This window comes from Prevotella sp. P3-122 (assembly GCF_002251365.1).
GTDB lineage: Bacteria > Bacteroidota > Bacteroidia > Bacteroidales > Bacteroidaceae > Prevotella.
In genome coordinates this window covers 50598-71964 of record NZ_NPJH01000058.1, presented here as the reverse complement: position 1 = coordinate 71964, position 21367 = coordinate 50598, and the positions used below count along the sequence as shown (strand labels likewise).

17 protein-coding genes are annotated in these 21367 nt (G+C 52.4%); 10 read left to right on the top strand and 7 right to left on the bottom strand.

The genetic code is table 11. The features are described from left to right. Positions 1 to 151: 151 nt before the first annotated feature. The 7 genes from CIL02_RS10460 to CIL02_RS10430 form a co-directional block, all read right to left on the bottom strand. Entirely contained in the window at positions 152 to 1090 is a 939-nt protein-coding gene (locus CIL02_RS10460) for a DMT family transporter (protein WP_094401518.1), read from the bottom strand. A 227-nt stretch (positions 1091 to 1317) separates the two neighbouring features. Then, the gene (locus CIL02_RS10455; protein WP_094401517.1) at positions 1318 to 2403 is read right to left on the bottom strand and encodes a glycerate kinase; all 1086 of its coding nucleotides are present in this window, start codon (positions 2401 to 2403) and stop codon (positions 1318 to 1320) included. A 257-nt stretch (positions 2404 to 2660) separates the two neighbouring features. Further along, positions 2661 to 3443 (bottom strand): acyl-ACP--UDP-N-acetylglucosamine O-acyltransferase, encoded by a 783-nt coding sequence (gene lpxA, locus CIL02_RS10450; protein ID WP_094401515.1) that lies wholly within the window; start codon positions 3441 to 3443, stop codon positions 2661 to 2663. A 435-nt stretch (positions 3444 to 3878) separates the two neighbouring features. Continuing rightward, complete coding sequence (locus CIL02_RS10445) at positions 3879 to 5264, bottom strand: efflux transporter outer membrane subunit (protein WP_094401513.1); 1386 nt, start codon at positions 5262 to 5264, stop codon at positions 3879 to 3881. After that, the gene (locus CIL02_RS10440; RefSeq protein WP_094401512.1) at positions 5261 to 8521 is read right to left on the bottom strand and encodes an efflux RND transporter permease subunit; all 3261 of its coding nucleotides are present in this window, start codon (positions 8519 to 8521) and stop codon (positions 5261 to 5263) included. The genes CIL02_RS10445 and CIL02_RS10440 overlap by 4 nt, the downstream gene beginning before the upstream one ends. Before the next feature lie 47 nt (positions 8522 to 8568). Beyond that, positions 8569 to 9774: an efflux RND transporter periplasmic adaptor subunit gene (locus CIL02_RS10435; RefSeq protein WP_094401510.1), complete on the bottom strand. Its 1206-nt coding sequence runs from the start codon at positions 9772 to 9774 to the stop codon at positions 8569 to 8571. 443 nt (positions 9775 to 10217) lie between these two features. Beyond that, on the bottom strand, positions 10218 to 11645 hold the full coding sequence (locus tag CIL02_RS10430) for a CCA tRNA nucleotidyltransferase (protein WP_094401508.1): 1428 nt from the start codon (positions 11643 to 11645) through the stop codon (positions 10218 to 10220). Between the two features lie 142 nt (positions 11646 to 11787). Here CIL02_RS10430 and CIL02_RS10425 point away from each other — a divergent pair, with 142 nt between their 5' ends. The 10 genes from CIL02_RS10425 (at position 11788) to CIL02_RS10380 (ending at position 21365) form a co-directional block, all read left to right on the top strand. Next, complete coding sequence (locus CIL02_RS10425) at positions 11788 to 12201, top strand: hypothetical protein (RefSeq protein ID WP_094401507.1); 414 nt, start codon at positions 11788 to 11790, stop codon at positions 12199 to 12201. 97 nt (positions 12202 to 12298) lie between these two features. Next, positions 12299 to 12838 carry a DUF1599 domain-containing protein gene (locus CIL02_RS10420; protein ID WP_094401589.1) on the top strand — a complete coding sequence of 180 codons (540 nt, stop codon included), beginning with the start codon at positions 12299 to 12301 and terminating at the stop codon, positions 12836 to 12838. Positions 12839 to 12851: 13 nt separating this feature from the next. After that, positions 12852 to 14912: a BT_3928 family protein gene (locus CIL02_RS10415; protein ID WP_094401588.1), complete on the top strand. Its 2061-nt coding sequence runs from the start codon at positions 12852 to 12854 to the stop codon at positions 14910 to 14912. A gap of 159 nt (positions 14913 to 15071) precedes the next feature. Continuing rightward, complete coding sequence (locus tag CIL02_RS10410; RefSeq protein ID WP_141210198.1) at positions 15072 to 15716, top strand: SPOR domain-containing protein; 645 nt, start codon at positions 15072 to 15074, stop codon at positions 15714 to 15716. A gap of 53 nt (positions 15717 to 15769) precedes the next feature. Beyond that, positions 15770 to 16351 carry a GTP cyclohydrolase I FolE gene (folE, locus tag CIL02_RS10405; RefSeq protein WP_094401505.1) on the top strand — a complete coding sequence of 194 codons (582 nt, stop codon included), beginning with the start codon at positions 15770 to 15772 and terminating at the stop codon, positions 16349 to 16351. Positions 16352 to 16454: 103 nt separating this feature from the next. Continuing rightward, positions 16455 to 17204 carry an exodeoxyribonuclease III gene (locus CIL02_RS10400; RefSeq protein ID WP_094401504.1) on the top strand — a complete coding sequence of 250 codons (750 nt, stop codon included), beginning with the start codon at positions 16455 to 16457 and terminating at the stop codon, positions 17202 to 17204. Between the two features lie 142 nt (positions 17205 to 17346). Beyond that, positions 17347 to 18303: a methylenetetrahydrofolate reductase gene (locus CIL02_RS10395; protein WP_094401502.1), complete on the top strand. Its 957-nt coding sequence runs from the start codon at positions 17347 to 17349 to the stop codon at positions 18301 to 18303. A 91-nt stretch (positions 18304 to 18394) separates the two neighbouring features. Next, complete coding sequence (locus CIL02_RS10390; protein WP_094401500.1) at positions 18395 to 19525, top strand: ATP-binding protein; 1131 nt, start codon at positions 18395 to 18397, stop codon at positions 19523 to 19525. A 53-nt stretch (positions 19526 to 19578) separates the two neighbouring features. Continuing rightward, a complete protein-coding gene (locus tag CIL02_RS10385) occupies positions 19579 to 20859 on the top strand; it encodes a regulatory iron-sulfur-containing complex subunit RicT (RefSeq protein ID WP_094401499.1) in 1281 nt (426 codons plus the stop codon). A 17-nt stretch (positions 20860 to 20876) separates the two neighbouring features. Next, the gene (locus CIL02_RS10380) at positions 20877 to 21365 is read left to right on the top strand and encodes a gliding motility lipoprotein GldH (protein WP_240513641.1); all 489 of its coding nucleotides are present in this window, start codon (positions 20877 to 20879) and stop codon (positions 21363 to 21365) included. Positions 21366 to 21367 lie beyond the last annotated feature (2 nt).

The window sequence follows — 21367 nt, the reverse complement described above, 5'->3', positions numbered from 1 at the left end:
CTATTATAGTTGATTTGTGCCGATAGTAAAAGAACCTACCTATATTGTAAATCGACAACAACTTGCTCAAAAGGAAAGTCGTAGTAAGATAAGACAACAAACGCCAATAGGCTATATTCTGCCAAAAAGTACATAACCACGTCTTTTGCTTTCATGCCATGGTGCGCCCAGAAGGTGTATTCTCTCTCATCATATCCTTGCGGCTCTTGCTCTTCGTGACAAGCCTTACTCCGAAGAACACCAGCAGTACGGCAAGGGCATGGGGTAGCTTGAATACGCCTAAGCCTGTCAGTACACTCACGGCAACAGCCACAGCCGGCTGGACATAATTATATACGCTCACTACCGTGGGACGCAACACCTGCTGCGCCTGCATAGTAAGGATGTAGCACACAAAGGTGCAGACCACAACCACAAATGATGTCTCAAGCCATGTCTTGACGGAAATCTCTGAGAAAGCTATCGCCGAGACATGAGAGAATGTGAAAGGAGTGATTGCAAAGGCGGCAAATGTGAACATCCACTTGTTGACAGTAAACACGGAATAGCGCTTGATAAGCCTGTTGAACATCGACAGGTAAAAGGCAAACGACAACTGGGCAAACATACACAACAGGTCGCCACGCAAGTCGCCAACCTTCGAGTTGTCGGCAGTGGCACTCGTAAGAATTAGCAACAACGCACCGCTGAAGCCCATCAATACGCCGCCAGCCTTCTTGCCCGTTATCGGCTCCTTAAGTATCAAGGCCGACAGAACCATTGCGAAGATGGGCATAGAAGTAGTGACGATGCTTGAATTGATGGGCGAAGTGATACTTAGTCCAATGGTATAGCTACACTGGTTAAAAACAAGACCGAAAAGGCCTGCCAGTCCCAGATGCAGGATATCTTTGACAGGCGGATGCTCCCTCTTGACAAAGAACGAGGCCACCCAAAACAATACCGCAGCTCCAACCACACGGAACGTCACCATGTCAATGCCTGTAATTCCGTGAGTCATGGCATCCTTGCCCACAGGAGCCATCAGTCCCCAAAACGCACATGCAAAAAACATGCTTAGATGGGCTATCAAGGGCTTATTGTTATCCATTACCATAATCCGCAGCACTTTAGCTTTACATTGTTTACAAAACACCTGGGCAACAACAACCTTGCTTGTGGCAAGCGGCATAACCGTGCGGCCCGAGATGTGGCCATATCAGAAATATCAATTAACTTAGTGCCGCGAACAAACGCAACTAATATTCATCAATGGCACGGCAAAGGTACTACAATTATCAGAGAGAGCAACCGTCTTTTAGCGGAATATTATTCGTTTTAGACAAATTTGACACTATCAAGCCAATCCTTGACCACCCGTTGGATATTGGCAACGGCCACTTCTGCCTGCATAGCCTCTGCAAGGTCACAGCCTTCGGGAGTGACTTGAGACAGACGGGCAAACCCTGCGTCACGCAACAGACTGGTATCTCTCAACCGTCCTGCCAACAGCCATACGGGAACTCTACAATCGGCCGCACACGACAACACACGGCTGGGCATCTTGCCCATAAGTGTCTGACGGTCGGCACTACCCTCGCCCGTTATCACCACATCGGCTCCCTGCATAATGCCACGCATGTCCAAGGCATCGAGCAGCATGTCGGCACCAGAGCATCTGCGGGCATGAAAGTATTGCATGAAGGCATATCCCAGTCCTCCCGCGGCACCAGCACCAGGATAATCAGAGCAGTCGAAACCAAAGTGAGCTGCCGACATGCGGGCAAACTGCGCAGCCCTTCGGTCAAGCGTCCGCACATCCTCCCTGCTGGCTCCCTTCTGAGGAGCATAGACTTCTGCCGCACCTTGTGGTCCGCACAGAGGATTGTCAACATCGCAAGCCAACGTAAAGGAGCAATCAGCCATCTGTCCCGACAACACATCGTCGATATGGCCACCTGCCGGTGCAAAAGCGTCGACAAGAGCCCGTAACATTCCCATACCTGCATCACTTGTTCCGCTGCCACCAAGCCCGACTATGAACGAACGGCAACCCCGACGCACGGCGTCTGCCACCATCTCGCCCACGCCATAAGTGGTAGCACGCAAGGGATTGCGCTCGTCGGCAGACATAAGAGTTAGTCCACAGGCCTGGGCACTCTCTATAATAGCCATGCCATGCGCGGTAATGCCATAGCGTGCCTGGATGGGGCGCATCAGGGGGTCATGTACGGAAACAGTATGCAGCTTTGCTCCGTATGCCCGACAGAAAGCCTCAAGCATACCGTCACCTCCATCGGAAACAACACAGGTAACGACGTCGGCTTCGGGACAGCAGCAGCGAACAGCCTCCTCAACGGCCTGTCCAGCCTGTGCAGATGTAAGACATCCCTTAAAGGAATCGACAGCAACAATTATCTTCATACTGCAAAAATACAAAAAGAATACGACATCTGCAACAATAATGGAATACAAACTTCGCAAGTAGTAAAAAGGAGAAAAATGAAGATAAGAGGAGATAAATGACAATGGTATCATCAATCATCAATCATCAACCATCAATAATCAATAATCAATAATCAATCACCCCCCTCGAACCCATCAAAAAAGGGGTGAGCTTGCCTCCCGGTAAGCCCACCCCATAAGAACAGAGTGAATATAAATACTATAGGTATGATGTTTTACATTTTGCTAATAATACCGAGCTTGGTAGCACGGATGAAGTTTACGATGTTCTGAATTTCGGGACCATCGGGTACCTGGTCAACGACCTGGTTCACGGCATCGAAGACGCTCGTCTGACCATGGAATATCAGGCGGTAGGCGTTAGCGATGTGTGCTATAGTCTTCTCGTCGACATCGTAGTTGCGCAGTATGGTGCTGTTCACACCACCGTAGCGTACAGGGTTGTCGGTGGCTACGATGAACGGTGGCACGTCCTTGCTGAAGCGTGTACCGCTCTGTATCATCACGGCATCGCCCACACGTGCGCCGGGGTTGGCAATCACACCCGACGAGAATATCGTCCTGTCGCCAATCTCGCAGTCGCCGGCAATCTTCGTACCATATCCGAAAACGTTCATCGTTCCTATCTTGGTATCGTGCGATATGTGCACACCCTCCATGAGGAAGTTGCGGTTACCGATGACCGTCTTGCCGTCGCTGAACGTGGCGCGGTTGATCACCACGTTCTCGCGGATGATGTTCTCGTCGCCGATAATAAGCTGCGAGGCATCGCCACGGTAGTTGAAGTCCTGCGGCTCGGCACCAAGCACTGTGTTCTGGAACACCTTGTTCCCGTTGCCCAGCCTTGTACCGTTCATGATGCTCACGTAAGGATAGATCACGCAGTTGTCACCAACGACAACGTCATCCTCGATATATGCAAAGGGGTAGATGGTCACGTTGTTTCCTATCTTTGCCCTTGGGCTTACCAAAGCCTTGTCACTAATGTTGCTCATAATTGTTAAAATAAAGCCTCACCCCCGACCCCTCTCCAAAAGAGAGGGGAGCAAGACGGTCTTGCAGGGTTCGTCTCCTAATTCAAAACAGGGAATGAGGCGGGTTAATATTATGTTATGCTCTAATGTGTTATTGTATGACTAATTTCCTCACCCTCTATTTTGGAGAGGGGAGCAAGATGGTCTTGCAGGGTTCGTCTCCTATAATTCATAACAGTGAATGAGGCGGGTTAATATTATGTTATGCTCTAATATATTATTGTAAGACTAATTACCTCCCCCTCTATTTTGGAGAGGGGAGCAAGATGGTCTTGCAGGGTTCGTCTCCTATAATTCAAAACAGGGAATGAGGCGGGTTAATATTATGTTATGCTCTAATATGTTATTGTAAGACTATTTACCTCCCCTCTCCCCTTGGAGAGGGGCTGGGGGTGAGGCTTACCTTACCCCTCCTCCCAGTGCGGAATAGAGACTCACTACTGCCTGCATCTTGTTGAAGTCGTCAGTAACCTTGGAAATCTCTGCATTGAGCAGGTTTGCCTGTGCGCTGATAACCTCAAGGTAGGTTGTGCCGCTGCTTACATATAGCTGGCGTGTGTCCTCGACATTCTGTCTGTACAGCTCTGTCTGGCGTGCGTCGAGCTCGCCCTTCTCCTTATAGGTATTGTAGCTCACCAGGGCGTTGCTCACCTCGTTGCCAGCCTTGAAGATGGCGTTCTGCCATGAGTTGAACGCCTGTTCCTGCTGGGCCTTTGCAACCTTCAGTCCTGCCACGAGCTGTCCGTTGGCGAAGATAGGCTGCGTGAGGCTTCCTACGGCCGAGAGGAGCCATTTGCCTGGGTTGACGATGCCCATGCCGCTGCTGTTGGTGAATGTTCCGGCACCAGAGATGTTTATGCTTGGATAGAAGCGGCTGCGTGCCGTCTGCACATTATGGAAGCACGATGCGAGCTTCATCTCTGCCGCATGCACGTCAGGACGGTTGTTGAGCATCTGCAAGGCTATGCCCGTGCTGAACTCCGTAGGCAGCGACTGGTCAGCGAGCTTTCCACGCTGTATGGCCTGTCCGGCCTGTCCGATGAGCAGCGACAAGGAGTTTTCCACCTCCCTAATCTGCCTGCGCATGTCTGCCGACTGTGCCTTTACGCTGTAGTAGCTTGCCTCGGCACTCTGCACGCTTGTGGAGCGCGCGCGTCCGAACTTCATCTGCAGTGCCATCATGTCCCAAGTCTCCTTGGTCAGCGACTCCATCTCGTCGAGTATCTCCTGCTGGCGGTCGAGCATGAGGAGAGTATAGTATAGGTTGGCAACGCCGGCTATGACCTGGCTCTTGACAGCCATCTGGTAGTCCTTGGCGGCAAGTAGCTGCATCTGCGCATTGCGCTTCACTGACAGCAGGTTGCCGAAGAGGTCCACGCTCCAGCTTGCCGCTATAGGCAACTGGTAAGTCTGCGTAGCCTTGGCACCGTCCCACGAGGCGAGAGTACCCTGCGGGCTCAGTGCTATCGAGGGCAGGAAAGCCAGCTTTGATACCATGAGCTGCGACTTTATCATGTCGACATTCAGTGCAGCGTTGAGCAGGTCGACATTCTTCTCAAGCGCCTGTCCGATAAGAGCCTGAAGCTGCGGGTCGGTGAAGACGCTGCGCCATGGCAGGTTGCCGAAACTGGTGGTATCGCTCACGGCAAGGGTATCGGTGTCGGATATGGCATCTCTTACAATACCCTTGGTGTCAACAGTAGGGCGCTCGTATTTGTTGTAGAGTCCGCAGCTGCTCATGAGAACAGCTGCAGACATTATTGCGATGATATTTCTCTTTTTCATGACTTGGTCAATAGTTTACTTTTACCGAAAGGATGAGTGTATTGCAACAGCTCTGTGTCGACATGGGCATTGTCGTCGGCAAACTCCAATGGCTTGATCTTCTCCTGCAGCCACTGGAAGACAGCAAAGAGTGCCGGTACGATGAACAGCTGGCAGAGCGTACCGATGAGCATACCGCCCACGGCAGCGGCGCCGAGGGTCTGGTTACCGTTCTTGCCTACTCCACTTGCGAACATCAGAGGCAGCAGACCGATAATCATCGCCAGCGATGTCATGAGGATAGGACGCAGACGGGCTCCCGCACCAAGGATGGCAGAGTAGCGTATGGCCATACCTGTCATACGGCGCTCAAGCGCGAACTGCACGATAAGGATGGCGTTCTTTGCCAGAAGTCCGATGAGCATGATGAGCGCAATCTGCATGTAGATGTCGTTGCTGTGGCCGAAGAGCTCGGTGAAGATGAAGGCACCGGCAAGACCGAACGGTATGGAGAGGATAACGGCCAGAGGCAGTATGTAGCTCTCATACTGTGCCGAGAGGATGAGGTATACGAATACCAGACACAGGGCAAAGATGATGGCCGTAGAGTCGCTGGACTCCTGCTCCGAGCGTGTCATGCCCGAGTAGTCGAGACCATAGCCCTGGGGCAGCACCTGTGCCGCCACCTCCTCAACAGCCTGGAGAGCCTGACCAGACGAATATCCCTCTGCGGCAGACGCATTGACATTGATACAGGTGAAGAGGTTGAAACGGTTGACGTTCGACGGGCCATAGACACGGCGCAGCGAGCAGAACTCGCTCACTGGCGACATGCCGCTTGGGGTGCGCACATATATATTTGTCAGCGTGGCGGTATTCTTGCGGCTGTCTACGGTACCCTGTATCATCACACGGTAGAGCTTACCGTAGGCGTTGAAGTTTGAGGCGTACAGACCTCCATAGTAACCCTGCAGGGTGGAGAGGACAGTCTGTGGAGATATTCCGGCCTGCTTACACTTAGCCACGTCAACATCCACCATGTACTGCGGGTAGTTAGGATTGTATGATGTCATGGCGTTCGAGATCTCCGGACGCTTGTTCAGCTCAGCCAAGTAGGTCTTGGTAATCTCGAAGAACTTGTTCAGGTCGCCACCAGTCTTGTCCTGCATGGAGAAGGTGATACCGTTGGTAGCACCGAAACCGCTCACCATAGGTGGAGCGAAGGCGAGAATCTGCGCATCCTTTATCTCTGCAGTCTGTTTGTATATCATACCGAGAACAGAGGTGTACGACATCGGGTTGACAAAGAAACGCATGATGCCGTCGCCCTGCCACAGTCCTGAGAGATTGTAGAAGAAGCCTGCCGGACGCTCCTCGAACGGCTTGAGCTTCACGATGAACGTTGCCTGGTCTGATCCCTGGCCGGCGATGAAGTTATATCCCAAGAGCTGCTCGCGTGTCTTCACCGCGGGGTTGCTTGCCAGCATCTTGTCTATCTGGCCCACCACCTGCTTGGTGCGCTCCTGGCTGGTACCAGGCGCCATGGACACGGTACAGAAGATAACGCCGGTATCCTCATCTGGCACAAGTCCGGTCTTTGTGGTAGCCATGGTGACTACCATAGTCACAATACCTACCACTACGGCTACTCCCGCCAATATGCGGTGCTTGATGACATTAGCCACGCCAGTCTTATACTTGCCGAGTATCTTCTCGTACTGATAGTTGAAACCAGCATGGAAACGGTCGATGAAGCTCATCTTCTTCTCGTGCTCACCATCGTGCGGCTTCAGGAATATGGCACACAGGGCAGGCGACAGCGTGAGGGCGTTGACGGCTGAGATAAGAATTGAGACAGCCATCGTCACACCGAACTCACGATAGAACACACCGCTCGTGCCACCCATGAACGATACTGGCACGAACACTGCCGACATCACGAGGGTGATGGAGATGATGGCTCCCGAAATCTCGTTCATGGCATCGATACTTGCCGTAAGCGCGCTCTTGTAACCCTGGTCGAGCTTGGCATGGACAGCCTCTACAACCACAATGGCATCATCCACCACAATGGCGATGGCAAGAAGCAAGGCCGAGAGCACAAGCAGGTTGATGGAGAACCCGAATATCCAGAGGAAGAGGAATGTACCTATCAATGCCACAGGCACCGCAATCATAGGGATGAGTGTGGAGCGGAAGTCCTGCAGGAAGATGTAAACCACGAGGAACACGAGCAACAGCGTGAGCACAAGGGTGAAGACAACCTCCTCGATAGAGGCGAAGAGGAACTCCGTAACGTCGTAGTTTATCTTGTATTCCACACCGGGAGGGAAGCTCTGGGCTTGCTTTTCCAGCTCGGCCTTTACATCCTCCGCAATCTGCGTGGCGTTGGAGCCGGCAATCTGCTGCACCATACCCATTACTGACGGGTTGCCGTTGTTCTTCATCGACACGCTGTAGACGAGTCCGCCAAGCTCAACCTTCGCCACGTCCTTCAGTCGGAGTGTCTGTCCGTTGTGGTCGCTTGAGATGATGATGTCACCATATTCCTCGGCCGTCTTCAGACGTCCCTTGTAGCGCATGGTGTACTCGTATGCCATATCGCTCTGCTCACCGAACTTACCCGGCGCAGCCTCGATATTCTGCTCGGCAAGAGCGGCGCTGATGTCAGAAGGCACAAGCCCGTACTGCTTCATCTTCTCAGGCTCCAGCCAAATACGCATGGAGTATGTCTTCATACCAGGCGACTGCACACCACCTACACCGTTTATACGCTTGATGGCCGGAATAACGTTGATTTCGTTGTAGTTGGTGAGGAACTCGTCGTCATAGCGTCCGTCCTCAGACGTGAGGGTGAACATGATGACGTTTGAGGTCTGCTGCTTGGTGACGGTGACACCCACCCTGGTAACCTCGGCCGGCAGAAGGGCCTGGGCCTGGCTAACACGGTTCTGCACGTTGACGGCGGCCATGTCGGCATCAGAGCCCTGCTTGAAATATACAGTAATGGAGGCCGAACCGTCGTTGGTGGCCTGTGAGGTCATATATGTCATGTTCTCCACACCGTTGATACTCTCCTCAAGAGGAGTAATCACGGAGTTGAGCACCGTCTGGGCGTCGGCACCAGTATAGGTGGTACGCACAGAGATGGTAGGCGGTGCCACATCGGGGTACTGCTCGATAGGCAGGGAGATAAGTCCGATTGTACCCAGAAGTACGAAGAAGATGGAAACCACCGTCGACAGAACCGGGCGTTTAATGAAATTTGTAAATGTCATGTTTTATTGATTTACTCAGTTTGTAAAGTGAAGTTATGAGGAGAAGTTTACTTTTTCCCACTCATTACGTCAGCAAATCCTGATGCCGAGCCTTGCTTCTCACCAAGTTTTGCAGCATCATCAATCTTCTTCATGTACTGCTCCTCAGTGATGGGCTTGATTTTCATGCCGTCGGTAAGCGAGGTGATACCTTTCGATACATACCGGTCGCCAACTTTCAGGCCATCGGTAACGATATAGGTCTTGCCGTTGTCCTGTGGGTTGACCTTTATCTCGCTGAACTTCACCTTGTTGTCCTTGCCTACTATGTAAACGAACTTCTTGTTCTGTACCTCCGATGTTGCCTCCTGCGGTATTATTATGGCGTTGCTTGCTGTTGTAGGAATGACAATCTGGCCAGAGCCGCCACTCCTTAGTTCACGGTTGGGGTTGTCGAAATGGGCAATGAGCGATACCGAGCCTGTTGCGGCGTCGATGACTCCACTGGCCTTGACAACCTTACCAGTATGACCGTACATGCTGCCGTCGGCAAGCTGCAGGTTCACTGCGGGGAATGCGGCTATCGCACCGCTGACACCGCCCTCGCTCTTGGTGAGGGTGAGCATGTCCTTCTCCGTAAGTGAGAAGAACACCTCCATCTTCGAGATGTCGGAAACCGTTGTCAGAGGCTCCTGGCTCGACGCGCTTACCAGTGCGCCAACCTTATACGGAAGACTGCCTACGACACCTGCCGCCGGGCTCTTCACGTAGCAATAGCTCAGAGCCTCCTCGGCTGATGCCAATGCTGCCTGAGCCTGGGCCAGTGAAGCCTGTGCTGTGGAATAGTTGTTCTCGGCTGTCGAAAGCTCAAACTGGCCGATAACCTTGTTGTCGAAGAGCTGCTTGGAATTCTCATAAGTAAGTTTCGAGGTCGCCAGCTGTGCCTTGGCCGTGTTTACTGCAGCCTTGGCCTGACGCACCTGTGCCTGATAGGTCTCGTTGTCGATGACGAAGAGCAGCTGACCGGCACCAACGGTCTGTCCCTCATGGACACAAATCTTGGTTATAAAGCCAGATACCTTCGGACGGATCTGTACATCCTGAATACCTTTGATAGTGGCTGGATAAGATGTCTGCATTTCTGTACCCTGGGCCTCAACCGTTCTCACGGCATACTCGTTGTCAGCAAAGTTTGGCTTGCCGCCCGACTTGCTTCCGCATGAAGCGAGTACTGCTCCAAGAGTCGCAATCAAAAAAATCTTTGTTGTTTTCATACCTAATATTTATATAGTTTATTACTTAAGTTTACCTTACCCTTCGGCTGGTGACCATTGGTTCGCATGTGCTCCGCTCCCCATCATAACTTCTTCCTAACCTTCCTTTACTTGCGAAAGTTGAGTCCTTTCTCAGCATTTGCTGTGCAAAAGTAACAATAATCATGGAAAACTACAGATGTTATATTAGTTTTTTAACAAAGATTTCGTATCGTTTGGAAAATGACATATCTTTAAGCCAGATTAGTACAAGACAACGGGCTGAACAAAGAAAAAGGAAGGAGTATGCTGCAACTCCTTCCTATTTATGTATTTCATGGTTCAATCCCAGTAAACTCCTCGAGCACTTCGAACTCCCCCCTCAGACCTTCGAACCCTCCGAACCCTTCGACCTTTGATTTTAGACCTTAGCCCTCATCCTACGACAGGTATTGAGAGACAAATCAGGTGGTCAGTCCCATTTTCTTGGCTTTTTCCATAAGGAGCTGCATAAGAGCCTCGCGCTCGTTCTCTACCCTATTGTCGAGTACGGCATCCTTGAGTGCTTTCTTCAGATCGCCGACCTCGCGTGAGGGCTTTAGGTGGAATATCTCCATAATCTCGTTGCCATCGATGACGGGCTGCAGCAGCCGCTTGTAGTCACGGTCCTTGAGGTCCTTGATTTTCTCCCTGACCATTCGGAAATTATCGAGGAACTGGCGTTTGCGCACGCTGTTCTTGCTTGTTATGTCGGCCTCGCAAAGCGTCATAAGGTCATCGATGTCGTCGCCGGCATCGTTGACAAGTCTCCTGACGGCACTGTCCGTCACCTCCTCGTCGGCAATGACAATAGGCCGCATGTGGAGGTCGACGAGCTTCTGCACATACTTCATCTTCATGTCAAGGGGCATCTTAAGCCTCTTGAAAATCTCGGGTACCATTCTGGCACCTATATAATTATGATTATGGAACGTCCATCCCACTGCCGGCTCCCAGCGCTTGCTCTTCGGCTTGCCCACGTCGTGCAGCAGAGCCGCCCACCTGAGCCATAGGTTGTCGCTCTGCCGGCATACATTCTCCAGCACCTCCAGCGTGTGGTCGTAGTTGTTCTTGTGTGCCTTGCCATTGCGTGTCTCTACAAGGTCCAGCCTCACCAACTCAGGCAGAATGAGGTCGAGCAGGCCCGACTCGCGCAGATAGTAGAAGCCCCGGCTGGGGTGTGCGGAAAGCATAATCTTGTTGAGCTCGGCCTGTATGCGCTCGCCACTGATAATGTCAAGCCTGTGCGCGTTGCGCCCAAGGGCCTCGAAGGTCTCCGGCTCAATGGTGAAGTTGAGCTGTGTGGCGAACCTCACGCAGCGCAGCATGCGGAGAGGGTCGTCGGAGAATGTGATGTCGGGATCCAACGGTGTGGCAATTATTCCGTCCTCAAGGTCGTAGACTCCATCGAACGGGTCTACCAGCTCGCCAAACCTGCCTGCATTGAGGCATACTGCCATGGCGTTGATGGTGAAGTCACGGCGGTTCTGGTCATCGGCAAGTGTCCCCTCCTCGACTATGGGCTTGCGCGAGTCGTGGCTGTAGCTTTCCCTACGGGCACCGACAAACTCAACCTCCATATTCCTGTATTTCACCTGTGCCGTTCCGAAATTGCGGAACACCGAGAGGTGGGCCGACTTGCCGAGAATGTTCTTCAGCGCTGTAGCCACACTAATGCCGCTTCCTACAACCACCACGTCGATATCTTCTGACGGCCGCTCCAGGAAAAGGTCGCGTACGTAGCCTCCAACGACATAGCATTCGAGGCCAAGCGAGTCGGCGGCCTGAGATATTTTGTGGAATATGTCTTTATCGAGCAATTCTGCCAGCTGGGCATTAGTGAGGTTTCTCATTATGTGGATTTTTTTAGGGTGCAAAGGTAGTGAGAATTGAAGACACGACAAAACAAAAGCGAGTTTTTTTGTTTTTCTTTCCACCATGCAGGCTACTTGGAGTTTTTTTTGTAACTTTGCAGAAAATAGCCAGCACATTAGTATGAGACGACACATTATCATAATAGCAGCCACGGCATTTCTGCTTACGGCCTGCGACGACAACGGCAGCAAGGAGGCCCAGGCGATGCTCGACAACATCTGCGCCCTGCGCGACAACGGACATTATGCCGAGGCCCTCGACTCAATAAAGTCACTGAGACAGCGTTTCCCCAAGGCTATCAGGCAGAGGGAACAGGCTTTGGAGATATGGCAGGACGCATCGCTGCGGCTCGCCAGGCAGGACATAGCCGTTACGGACTCCGCGCTGATGGCAGTAGAGAGACAGATGGCCAACGCCACAGACATAGCCACGCGCAACAAGCTCGGAGTGGTCAGGGACTCCCTGAAGGTTCGCTACGAGGCACTGTGCGGCACGGTGAGAATAATACTGAGAAGGCAACAGGAAGGAAAGTGAAGGCACGCCGTGACAGTAAGCACATGACGGAAAAAATATAAAAATATGCAATAACCGATGCGTTATTCCAACAATAATGAGTAACTTTGCGCACATTATGAGACAAAAGGACACAGAGCAAGAGTTCAAGGACATACTGGCAGAGTGCAGGAGTCTCTTCGAGAAGAAGCTGCACGACTACGGAGCGTCATGGCGCATCCTGAGGCCATCGTCGCTCACCGACCAGCTGTTCATCAAGGCCAAGCGCATCAGGTCGCTCGAGACCAAGCAGGTGTCCATGGTCGGAGAGGGCATACGGCCGGAGTTCATAGCGCTCATCAACTACGGCATCGTAGGACTGATACAGCTCGACAAGGGCTTTGCCGACCACCCGGACATCACCCCGGCAGAGGCCATGGCACTATACGACCAGAAGGCCAACGAGGCACTGGAGCTGATGACGAGGAAGAACCACGACTACGACGAGGCATGGAGGGACATGCGGACAACGTCGTACACCGACTTCATACTCACCAAGCTGCAGAGGGTGAAGGAGATTGAGGACATCAACGGGGCCACTCTCGTATCGGAGGGTATCGACGCCAACTACATGGACATTATCAACTATGCCGTCTTCGGAGCAATAAAACTCGCCTGACACATTGAACAAGATAAAGACCATAGCCGCCAACGCCTGCCGGATAGTGCTGGCACTGACCTTCATATTCTCGGGATATGTGAAGGCCAGCGACCCTCTGGGCACGCAGTACAAGATACACGACTACCTTGAGGCACTGGGCCTTGCGGCCTATGCCCCTGACTGGCTGACGCTGTGCTCGTCGATAGCCCTGTCGGCCGTAGAGTTCTCGCTGGGCATATTCATGCTCTTCGCCATCAGGCGCAGGGCCACATCGGCGGCGATGCTGCTCTTCATGATGGCAATGACGGCAATAACGGTATGGATAGCCATTGCCGACCCCGTCTCTGACTGCGGATGCTTTGGCGACGCCGTGATACTGACCAACATGCAGACACTAGCCAAGAACATCGTCCTGCTGGCATGTGCGGCAACTGTCTACGCATGGCCCCTGAGGATGTACAGGTTCATATCGAGGCCGGCACAATGGATAGCCATCAACTATACCATTCTCTTCAGCCTTGCCTCATCCATAGTGTCACTGTATCTGCTGCCGCCATTCGACTTCCGGCCCTACCACATAGGCGCCGACCTGCTGAAGGGCATGGAGATACCTGCTGACGCCCCGCAGCCGCAATTCACCACGACATTCGTCTTGGAGAAGAACGGGGAGCGAAAGGAATTTACGCTGGATGACTACCCCGACTCCACATGGACATTCGTTGACTCGAAGACCGTGCAGACGAGCGAGGGGTATGTGCCGCCAATACACGACTTCAGCATACAGCTTGAGGACGGTACCGACGCCACCGACAACATTCTGACCCACAAGGGCTACACGTTCCTGCTCATATCGCCACACCTGGAGACTGCCGACGACTCCAACTTCGGCGACATCGACCGCATATACGAGTATGCCAAGCAGCACGACATCCCCTTCTACTGCCTGACGGCAAGCACAGGGAAGGCCATACAGCACTGGCAGGACATTACGGGAGCCGAATACCCGTTTGCAAACACCGACGAGACAACCCTCAAGACGGTCATCAGGAGCAATCCCGGACTGCTCATGCTACGAGGGCCCGTGATAGTGGGAAAATGGAGCCACAACGCCCTGCCCGACATCAGCGACCCTGACGTATCGCCCGACAAGCTGCAGTCGCTGCATGACAACACACGGCCAGCATCGCAGAAGGTGCTGCTCGTCATACTGTGGTTCATACTGCCGCTGACAATGCTGACCCTCGCCGACCGCACATGGGCATGGACAAAATGGATAAGAAGAAAAAGAGTAAAACCGCAACAGCATATTAAACATCTTAAAACAAAAAACAACATGAGAAAGAAAATCGTAGCAGGTAACTGGAAAATGAACATGAACCTGCAAGAGGGTATCGCCCTGGCAAAGGAGCTTAACGACACACTTACTGCCGAGAAGCCTAACTGCGGTGTCATCATCTGCACACCGTTCATCCACCTGGCAAGCGTAGCACAGTTCCTCAATCAGGACGTAGTGGCACTTGGTGCCGAGAACTGCGCCGACAAGGAGAAGGGTGCCTTCACTGGCGAGGTGTCAGCAGAGATGGTAAAGAGCACAGGAGCACAGTATGTAATCCTTGGCCACTCAGAGCGCCGCGAATACTACAACGAGACTCCGGAGATACTTAAGGAGAAGGTTCTTCTGGCATTGAAGAACGGCCTGAAGGTTATCTTCTGCATCGGCGAGAGCAAGGAAGAGCGCGAGGCCAACAAGCAGAACGAGGTGGTAAAGGCCGAGCTTGAGGGCAGCGTATTCAACCTCACAGCAGAGGAGTTCGCAAACATCGTTATCGCCTACGAGCCAATCTGGGCTATCGGTACCGGTCTCACAGCAACAGCAGAGCAGGCTGAGGACATCCACGCCTACATCCGCAGCGTAGTAGCAGAGAAGTACGGACAGGAAGTTGCCGACAACACCAGCATCCTCTATGGTGGCAGCTGCAAGGCAAGCAATGCTCCTGAGCTGTTCGCAAAGCCCGACATCGACGGAGGCCTCATCGGCGGCGCATCACTCAAGGCTGCTGACTTCAAGGGCATCATCGATGCTTGGAAATAAGCGGAAATATTAAAGAACGATGAGTGAAGAGTGAAAAATCCAATGGTCTATTGGTTCTTGTACGCTAATCTTCAATCATAGAGCTATATGGTTCTTCATTCTTCACTCGTCACTTTTCACTCTTCACTATAGGATTATTCCCTCTTCACTTTCACTTCCATGACCCACTCAACATCACATACCGTAGCTACCATAGTCACAGCAATATTGTTGTGGCTCAGTTCTTTTGGCACCATCACGGCTCAGACCTTCACGGAACATCTGAGGCAAAACAGCAATGGCAAGGCGACAGTGACCGTCACACAGAGTGCCGAGATAGAACAGCTCGTCAACAGCAGGCCCGCACAGACCGAAAGCCAGAGACTGGCCGCACAGAAGGCACAGCAGAAGACCGAAGACAAACCTGCCGCAAAGCCTCGCAACGAAGGCCAGCACTCACCGGCACACGAGACCACAAGGCACGACGGCAACAATGAGGCAGACAACGAGATGTCCATACCTACAGTGGACATGAGGAAGAAGGTGATGAGAAACAGCTATAAGGTTACAGGCTACAGAGTGCAGGCTTTCGCCGGCAGAAACACCAAAGCCGACAAGCTTAAGGCTGAGAAAATTGGCAATGCCATAAAAATGAAATACCCCGACCAACCAGTATACGTTCACTTCTACTCCCCAAGGTGGATATGCCGGATAGGCAACTACCGCACCTACGAGGAGGCCAACCAGATGCTGAGACTCGTCAAGGAGATGGGCTACAGCGCAGCAACAATAGTGAAAGGACAGATAACAGTACAAGACAAATAACACCGACTGTTGCCATTGCAATTATCGCAACACATACATACTGACAATAAGACATGAACCCGGAAACAGAATTCAGAGACGGGCTGGAGAAGCTCGCTGAACACTATCACGACATTCTCGGACTGCTGGGCGAGGACCCGGAAAGGGAAGGACTGCAGAAGACACCTATGAGGGTGGCCAAGGCCATGCAGATACTCACAAGAGGTTACAGCCAGGACCCGCACAAGGTACTCACCGACGCACTCTTCAAGGAGGACTACAACCAGATGGTAATAGTAAAGGACATAGACGTGTTCTCGCTGTGTGAGCACCACATGCTCCCGTTCTACGGCAAGGCGCACGTGGCATATATTCCCAACGGACATATCACGGGACTGAGCAAGATAGCACGCGTCGTGGATATCTACAGCCACAGGCTACAGGTACAGGAACGGCTCACACAGCAGATAAAAGACTGCATACAGGAGACCCTCAAACCGCAGGGAGTAATGGTTGTCATCGAGGCCAAGCACATGTGCATGCAGATGAGGGGCGTGGAGAAACAGAACGCCATCACGACAACAAGCGACTTCAGCGGTGTTTTCAACAACCTCAATACCCGACAGGAATTCATGAATCTCCTCAGGGGAGAGTAAGGGGTTAAAAGGTTAATGGGTTAAAAGGTTAAAGGGTTAAAGGGTTAATGGGTTAAAGGGTTCACCTACAAAACCTACAGATCATAACTACTCAGAAGTTCAGATGAAATTCATATCTTGGAACGTCAACGGCCTGCGAGCCTGCGTAGGCAAGGATTTTGAACAGTCATTCAGGCAACTGGACGCAGACTTCTTCTGCCTCCAGGAAACAAAGATGCAGGAGGGACAGCTCGACCTGCAATTCGAAGGCTACACCTCGTACTGGAACTACGCCGAGAAGAAAGGCTACTCCGGTACGGCCATATATACCAGACACAAACCGCTGAGCGTGACCTATGGCATAGGCATCGAGGAGCACGACCACGAGGGAAGGGTTATAACTCTTGAGATGGAAGACTTCTATCTCGTAACGGTCTACACTCCTAACTCACAGGACGGACTGCGCCGCCTGGACTACCGCATGACATGGGAGACCGATTTCCTTGCATACCTCAAACGGCTTGACAGCCAAAAGCCCGTCATCGTATGCGGCGACCTGAATGTTGCACATCAGGAAATAGACCTGAAGAACCCCAAGACCAACCGCCGCAACGCTGGCTTCACCGACGAGGAACGTGAGAAGATGAGCATACTGCTCGACAACGGCTTCACGGACACGTTCCGCTTCCTACACCCAGAGGAGGTGACATACAGTTGGTGGTCATACCGATTCAAGGCAAGAGAGAAAAACGCCGGATGGCGCATAGACTACTTTCTCATCTCCGACCGCCTGCGCCCACAGCTGACCGGCGCTACCATACACACCGAGATATTCGGTTCCGACCATTGCCCCGTGGAACTAAATCTTCTTTAAGAGGAGATAAGGGGAGATAAGGGAAGATAAGGGGAGATAAGAGACGTATGTTTAAGCCGACTTTTACTATTGTCTTCTATAAACAATATACCGCAAGAAGTAGGGAGACTTTTTGCACAGAAATGCACCTAACGCAAAGGATATGAGAGTAACAGAACTGATAAACAGCACTGACAAGGATAGGAAATTCTCATTCGAGGTATTGCCGCCACTCAAAGGGAATGGCACGGCAAACCTGTTCTCGACAATAGAAAAGATGAGAGACTATGACCCGATGTTCATAAACATAACGACACACCACAGCGAGTATGTATACAAGGAACTGGACAACGGGCATTATGAGAGGCAGCGCATCAGAAGACGCCCTGGTACGGTGGCCATAGCTGCTGCCATACAGCAGAAATACAGCATTCCCGTCATACCGCACGTCATCTGCAGCGGCGCTACCATAGAGGACATAGAGTATGAGCTGATAGACATGCAGTTCCTCGGCATAGACAACCTGCTGCTGCTCAGAGGCGACAAAGCCAAGGAAGACAGGATGTTCACCCCTACCAAGGGTGGCCACGAGCACACGACGGAACTAATAAAGCAGGTGAACGCCTTCAACAACGGCATCTTTGCCGACGGCACTCCTATCAAGCATCCTTGCGGCATATTCCACTATGGTGTGGCCGCATACCCGGAGAAGCACGAGGAGGCTCCCAATATCGACATGGACATGCAGTACCTGAAGATGAAGCAGGACTTGGGAGCGGAATATGCCATTACACAGCTGTTCTACGACAACAGGAAATATTTCGACTTTGTACGCAAGGCAAGGGAGATGGGCATAACCATTCCGATAATACCCGGCGTGAAACCATTCGCCAAGCTGTCGCAGATTACGGTGGTGCCAAGGACATTCCATTGCGACATGCCGCAGGAACTGGCTGCAGAGGCCGTGAAATGCAAGTCTGACATGGAAGCAAAACAGCTGGGCATTGAGTGGACAGCCAACCAATGCAAGGAGCTCTACGAGGCAGGTGTCGAGGACATACACTTCTATACCGTATCGGCCGTAGACTCCGTGGCAGAGATTGTCAGGAGAATTCTCTGACAAGACAAGAAAAAAAAACGGTGTCGCCGGCATGACATAAGGCAATACTGTAACAACATACATAAAAAACAGAAGGGGAACTGCTGAAATAATGGATTTCAAGGAAGTAATAGGACAGGAAGAAGCCCAGAGGAGACTCTTGCAGATGATGGACGGGCAGAAGGTACCACACGCCATAATGCTGTGCGGGCCTACTGGCTGCGGCAAGATGGCCGTAGCGCTCGCCTTCGCATCGGCCCTGCTCAAGAGCAGCTCTACCAACACTGCCGCATGTGAGGCGATGCTGCGCAAATGGGCGCATCCCGACCTTCACTTCTCCTTCCCCGTAATACGTCCGACAGGTACCTCCTCGGAGCACAAGATGGTGAGTGCGGACTTCATCAGGCAGTGGACAGCAATGCTCGAGGAAGGGCCTTACTTCTCCATGGAGCAATGGCTGCAGCGTATGGACGCCCAGAACCAACAGGCCATCATCTTTGAGGCTGAGAGCGACGCCATCACTCATAAGCTCAACCTCAAGTCAAGCCAGGGCGGATGGAAGGTGTGCCTGATATGGCTCCCGGAGAGAATGAACGCTGCCTGCGCCAACAAGATACTGAAAATACTGGAGGAGCCACCGCAGATGACGGCGTTCATCATGGTGAGCGAGCAACCGGAGAAGCTCCTTGACACCATAAGGAGCAGGGTGCAGCGCATAGACCTTAAACGTATTGATGACAGCGAGGTGGAAAGGGCACTCGTTGAGCGAAGAGGGCTGGAGCAGGATATGGCACACCGCATAGCACACAGGGCAAGCGGCAGCTGGCTGAAGGCACTGGAACTGCTGCAGGCAGACAACGCAGACAACGAGAGGCTGGAGCTGTTCATACAGATTATGAGACTCACATACCAGCGCAACGTCAAGGGCATGAAGGCCTGGACAGAGGCTGTGGCGGCAATGGGACGTGAGAGGCAACTCGCAATGATAGACTATTTCCAGAGAATGGTGAGGGAGAACTTCGCATACAACTTCGGACTGCCGCAGATAACATACATGTCACAGCAGGAGGAGGCTTTCTCGCGAAACTTCGCCCGCTTCATCAACGAGGCCAACGTGATAGACATTGCCGACGCCATGCAGAAGGCCAGGCGCGACATCGGACAGAACGCCAATGCCAAGATGGTGTTCTTCGACCTTGCACTGCAGCTCACCATTATGCTCAGGGCAGGACAGCCCAAGTGACGGCAGGCCTCAATACATACAGAGACATATCAGATTATACATAACTATAAAGAATGGACACAACGAACGACAATAAGAATTACCGTATATGCTGCGGAGTAGACAGAGGACTCTGCAGATGTGCCGTAGGCAGGCAGAACAAACAGCTGAACACCTACGACTGGCTCGCTGACGTGCCCGGCAATGCCGAGTCGACAGACCTTGTTGAGGTGCAGTTCAAGAACACCCGAAAGGGATATTACCACAACGTCAACAACATCGACCTGAAGAAAGGTGACATTGTTGCCGTGGAGGCAAACCCGGGACATGACATCGGCGTGGTTACACTGACAGGCCGCCTGGTGAAGCTGCAAATAAAGAAGGCAAACATAAAGTCGGCCGACGACATCAAGAGGGTGTACAGGCTTGCCAAGCAGGTGGACATGGACAAGTATGCCGAGGCCAAGAGCCGCGAGCACGACACCATGATACAGAGCAGGCAGATAGCAAAGGACCTGGGACTGCAGATGAAGATTGGCGACGTGGAGTATCAGGGCGATGGCAACAAGGCCATCTTCTACTACATTGCCGACGAGAGGGTAGACTTCAGGCAGCTCATAAAGGTGCTGGCCGAGACCTTCCATGTGAGAATAGAGATGAAGCAGATTGGCGCAAGGCAGGAAGCTGGCCGCATAGGCGGGACTGGCCCGTGCGGACGCGAGCTGTGCTGCGCCACATGGATGAAGAACTTCGTCAGCGTGAGCACCAACGCCGCACGCTTCCAGGATATTTCCCTCAACCCGCAGAAGCTTGCGGGAATGTGTGCCAAGCTGAAATGCTGCCTCAACTACGAGGTTGACGACTATGTGGAGGCTGGAAGGCAAATGCCAAGCAGGGAGGTGGTGCTGCAAACACTCGACAGCGACTATTTCCTCTTCAAGACCGACATCCTGGCCGGATTGTGTACCTACTCTACGGACAAGAACATCGCAGCCAACCTTGAGACCATAAGCGCGCAGAGGGCGAAGCAGATTATAGAGATGAACAAGCGGGGCGAGAAGCCTGAAAGACTCGACGAGGACGGCAAGGCTACGGAGAAGAAGCCTATTGACCTGCTGGCCGATGCCGATGTCAGCAGGTTCGACAAGACTGGCAAGAAGAAAAAGAAGGGACAGAAGAACAAGCCTAAGCAGCCTAAAGACCAGAAGCAGGCGGCCAGTACCGACGCTAACGGCAACAAGGGTCCACAACAGACTGCAAAGCCTGAAAGCAACGAGCCTAAGAGGGACAAAAGGCCTGAGGGCAGAACAAGGCAGCCCTTCGGCAAACAGCCAAAGGCTAAACCACAGGGATAGACAACATGGCGGTCCTTATGGCAATATATTATAATATGGTGGTTAAGACAGCCAAAAGGATGGCATGGCTGCTGGCCATGCTCATGGCAATGACGGCATGCAGTGACGGGGTTGTATACAGCAACTACGAGCATACAGCCCTGGCAGGATGGGAGCGTAACGATACGCTCCCGTTCAGCATCAGGCCGCTTAAAGAGAGCGGCACCTATGCTCTCGACCTTGGCCTGCGCACCTCGGCAGGCTATCCATTCAGAAGAGTTACCATGATTGTCGAGCAGAAAGTGATGCCCGGCAACGTCACCCGGTGCGACACGGTCACTTGCGAACTGACTGACGACAAAGGAAAGGTGAAGGGCAACGGAATAAGCAATTACCAATACGTGTTTCATGTCAGCGACAGGCACTACCGCAAAGGCGACAGCCTGCACATCAGCGTGCGCCACGACATGAAACGCGAGATCTTACCGGGTATTACAGACGTAGGTATATCGTTGTGGGCATATTAGTG

Coding starts and splice junctions, on each gene's coding strand:
- CIL02_RS10410 (WP_141210198.1), top strand. CDS start 15,072: ATGACCCACTCAACATCACATACCGTAGCTACCATAGTCACAGCAATA.
- CIL02_RS10460 (WP_094401518.1), bottom strand. CDS start 1,090: ATGGATAACAATAAGCCCTTGATAGCCCATCTAAGCATGTTTTTTGCA.
- CIL02_RS10435 (WP_094401510.1), bottom strand. CDS start 9,774: ATGAAAACAACAAAGATTTTTTTGATTGCGACTCTTGGAGCAGTACTC.
- CIL02_RS10400 (WP_094401504.1), top strand. CDS start 16,455: ATGAAATTCATATCTTGGAACGTCAACGGCCTGCGAGCCTGCGTAGGC.
- CIL02_RS10430 (WP_094401508.1), bottom strand. CDS start 11,645: ATGAGAAACCTCACTAATGCCCAGCTGGCAGAATTGCTCGATAAAGAC.
- CIL02_RS10445 (WP_094401513.1), bottom strand. CDS start 5,264: ATGAAAAAGAGAAATATCATCGCAATAATGTCTGCAGCTGTTCTCATG.
- CIL02_RS10420 (WP_094401589.1), top strand. CDS start 12,299: ATGAGACAAAAGGACACAGAGCAAGAGTTCAAGGACATACTGGCAGAG.
- CIL02_RS10390 (WP_094401500.1), top strand. CDS start 18,395: ATGGATTTCAAGGAAGTAATAGGACAGGAAGAAGCCCAGAGGAGACTC.
- folE (WP_094401505.1), top strand. CDS start 15,770: ATGAACCCGGAAACAGAATTCAGAGACGGGCTGGAGAAGCTCGCTGAA.
- CIL02_RS10395 (WP_094401502.1), top strand. CDS start 17,347: ATGAGAGTAACAGAACTGATAAACAGCACTGACAAGGATAGGAAATTC.
- CIL02_RS10380 (WP_240513641.1), top strand. CDS start 20,877: ATGGCAATATATTATAATATGGTGGTTAAGACAGCCAAAAGGATGGCA.
- CIL02_RS10455 (WP_094401517.1), bottom strand. CDS start 2,403: ATGAAGATAATTGTTGCTGTCGATTCCTTTAAGGGATGTCTTACATCT.
- CIL02_RS10425 (WP_094401507.1), top strand. CDS start 11,788: ATGAGACGACACATTATCATAATAGCAGCCACGGCATTTCTGCTTACG.
- CIL02_RS10385 (WP_094401499.1), top strand. CDS start 19,579: ATGGACACAACGAACGACAATAAGAATTACCGTATATGCTGCGGAGTA.
- CIL02_RS10440 (WP_094401512.1), bottom strand. CDS start 8,521: ATGACATTTACAAATTTCATTAAACGCCCGGTTCTGTCGACGGTGGTT.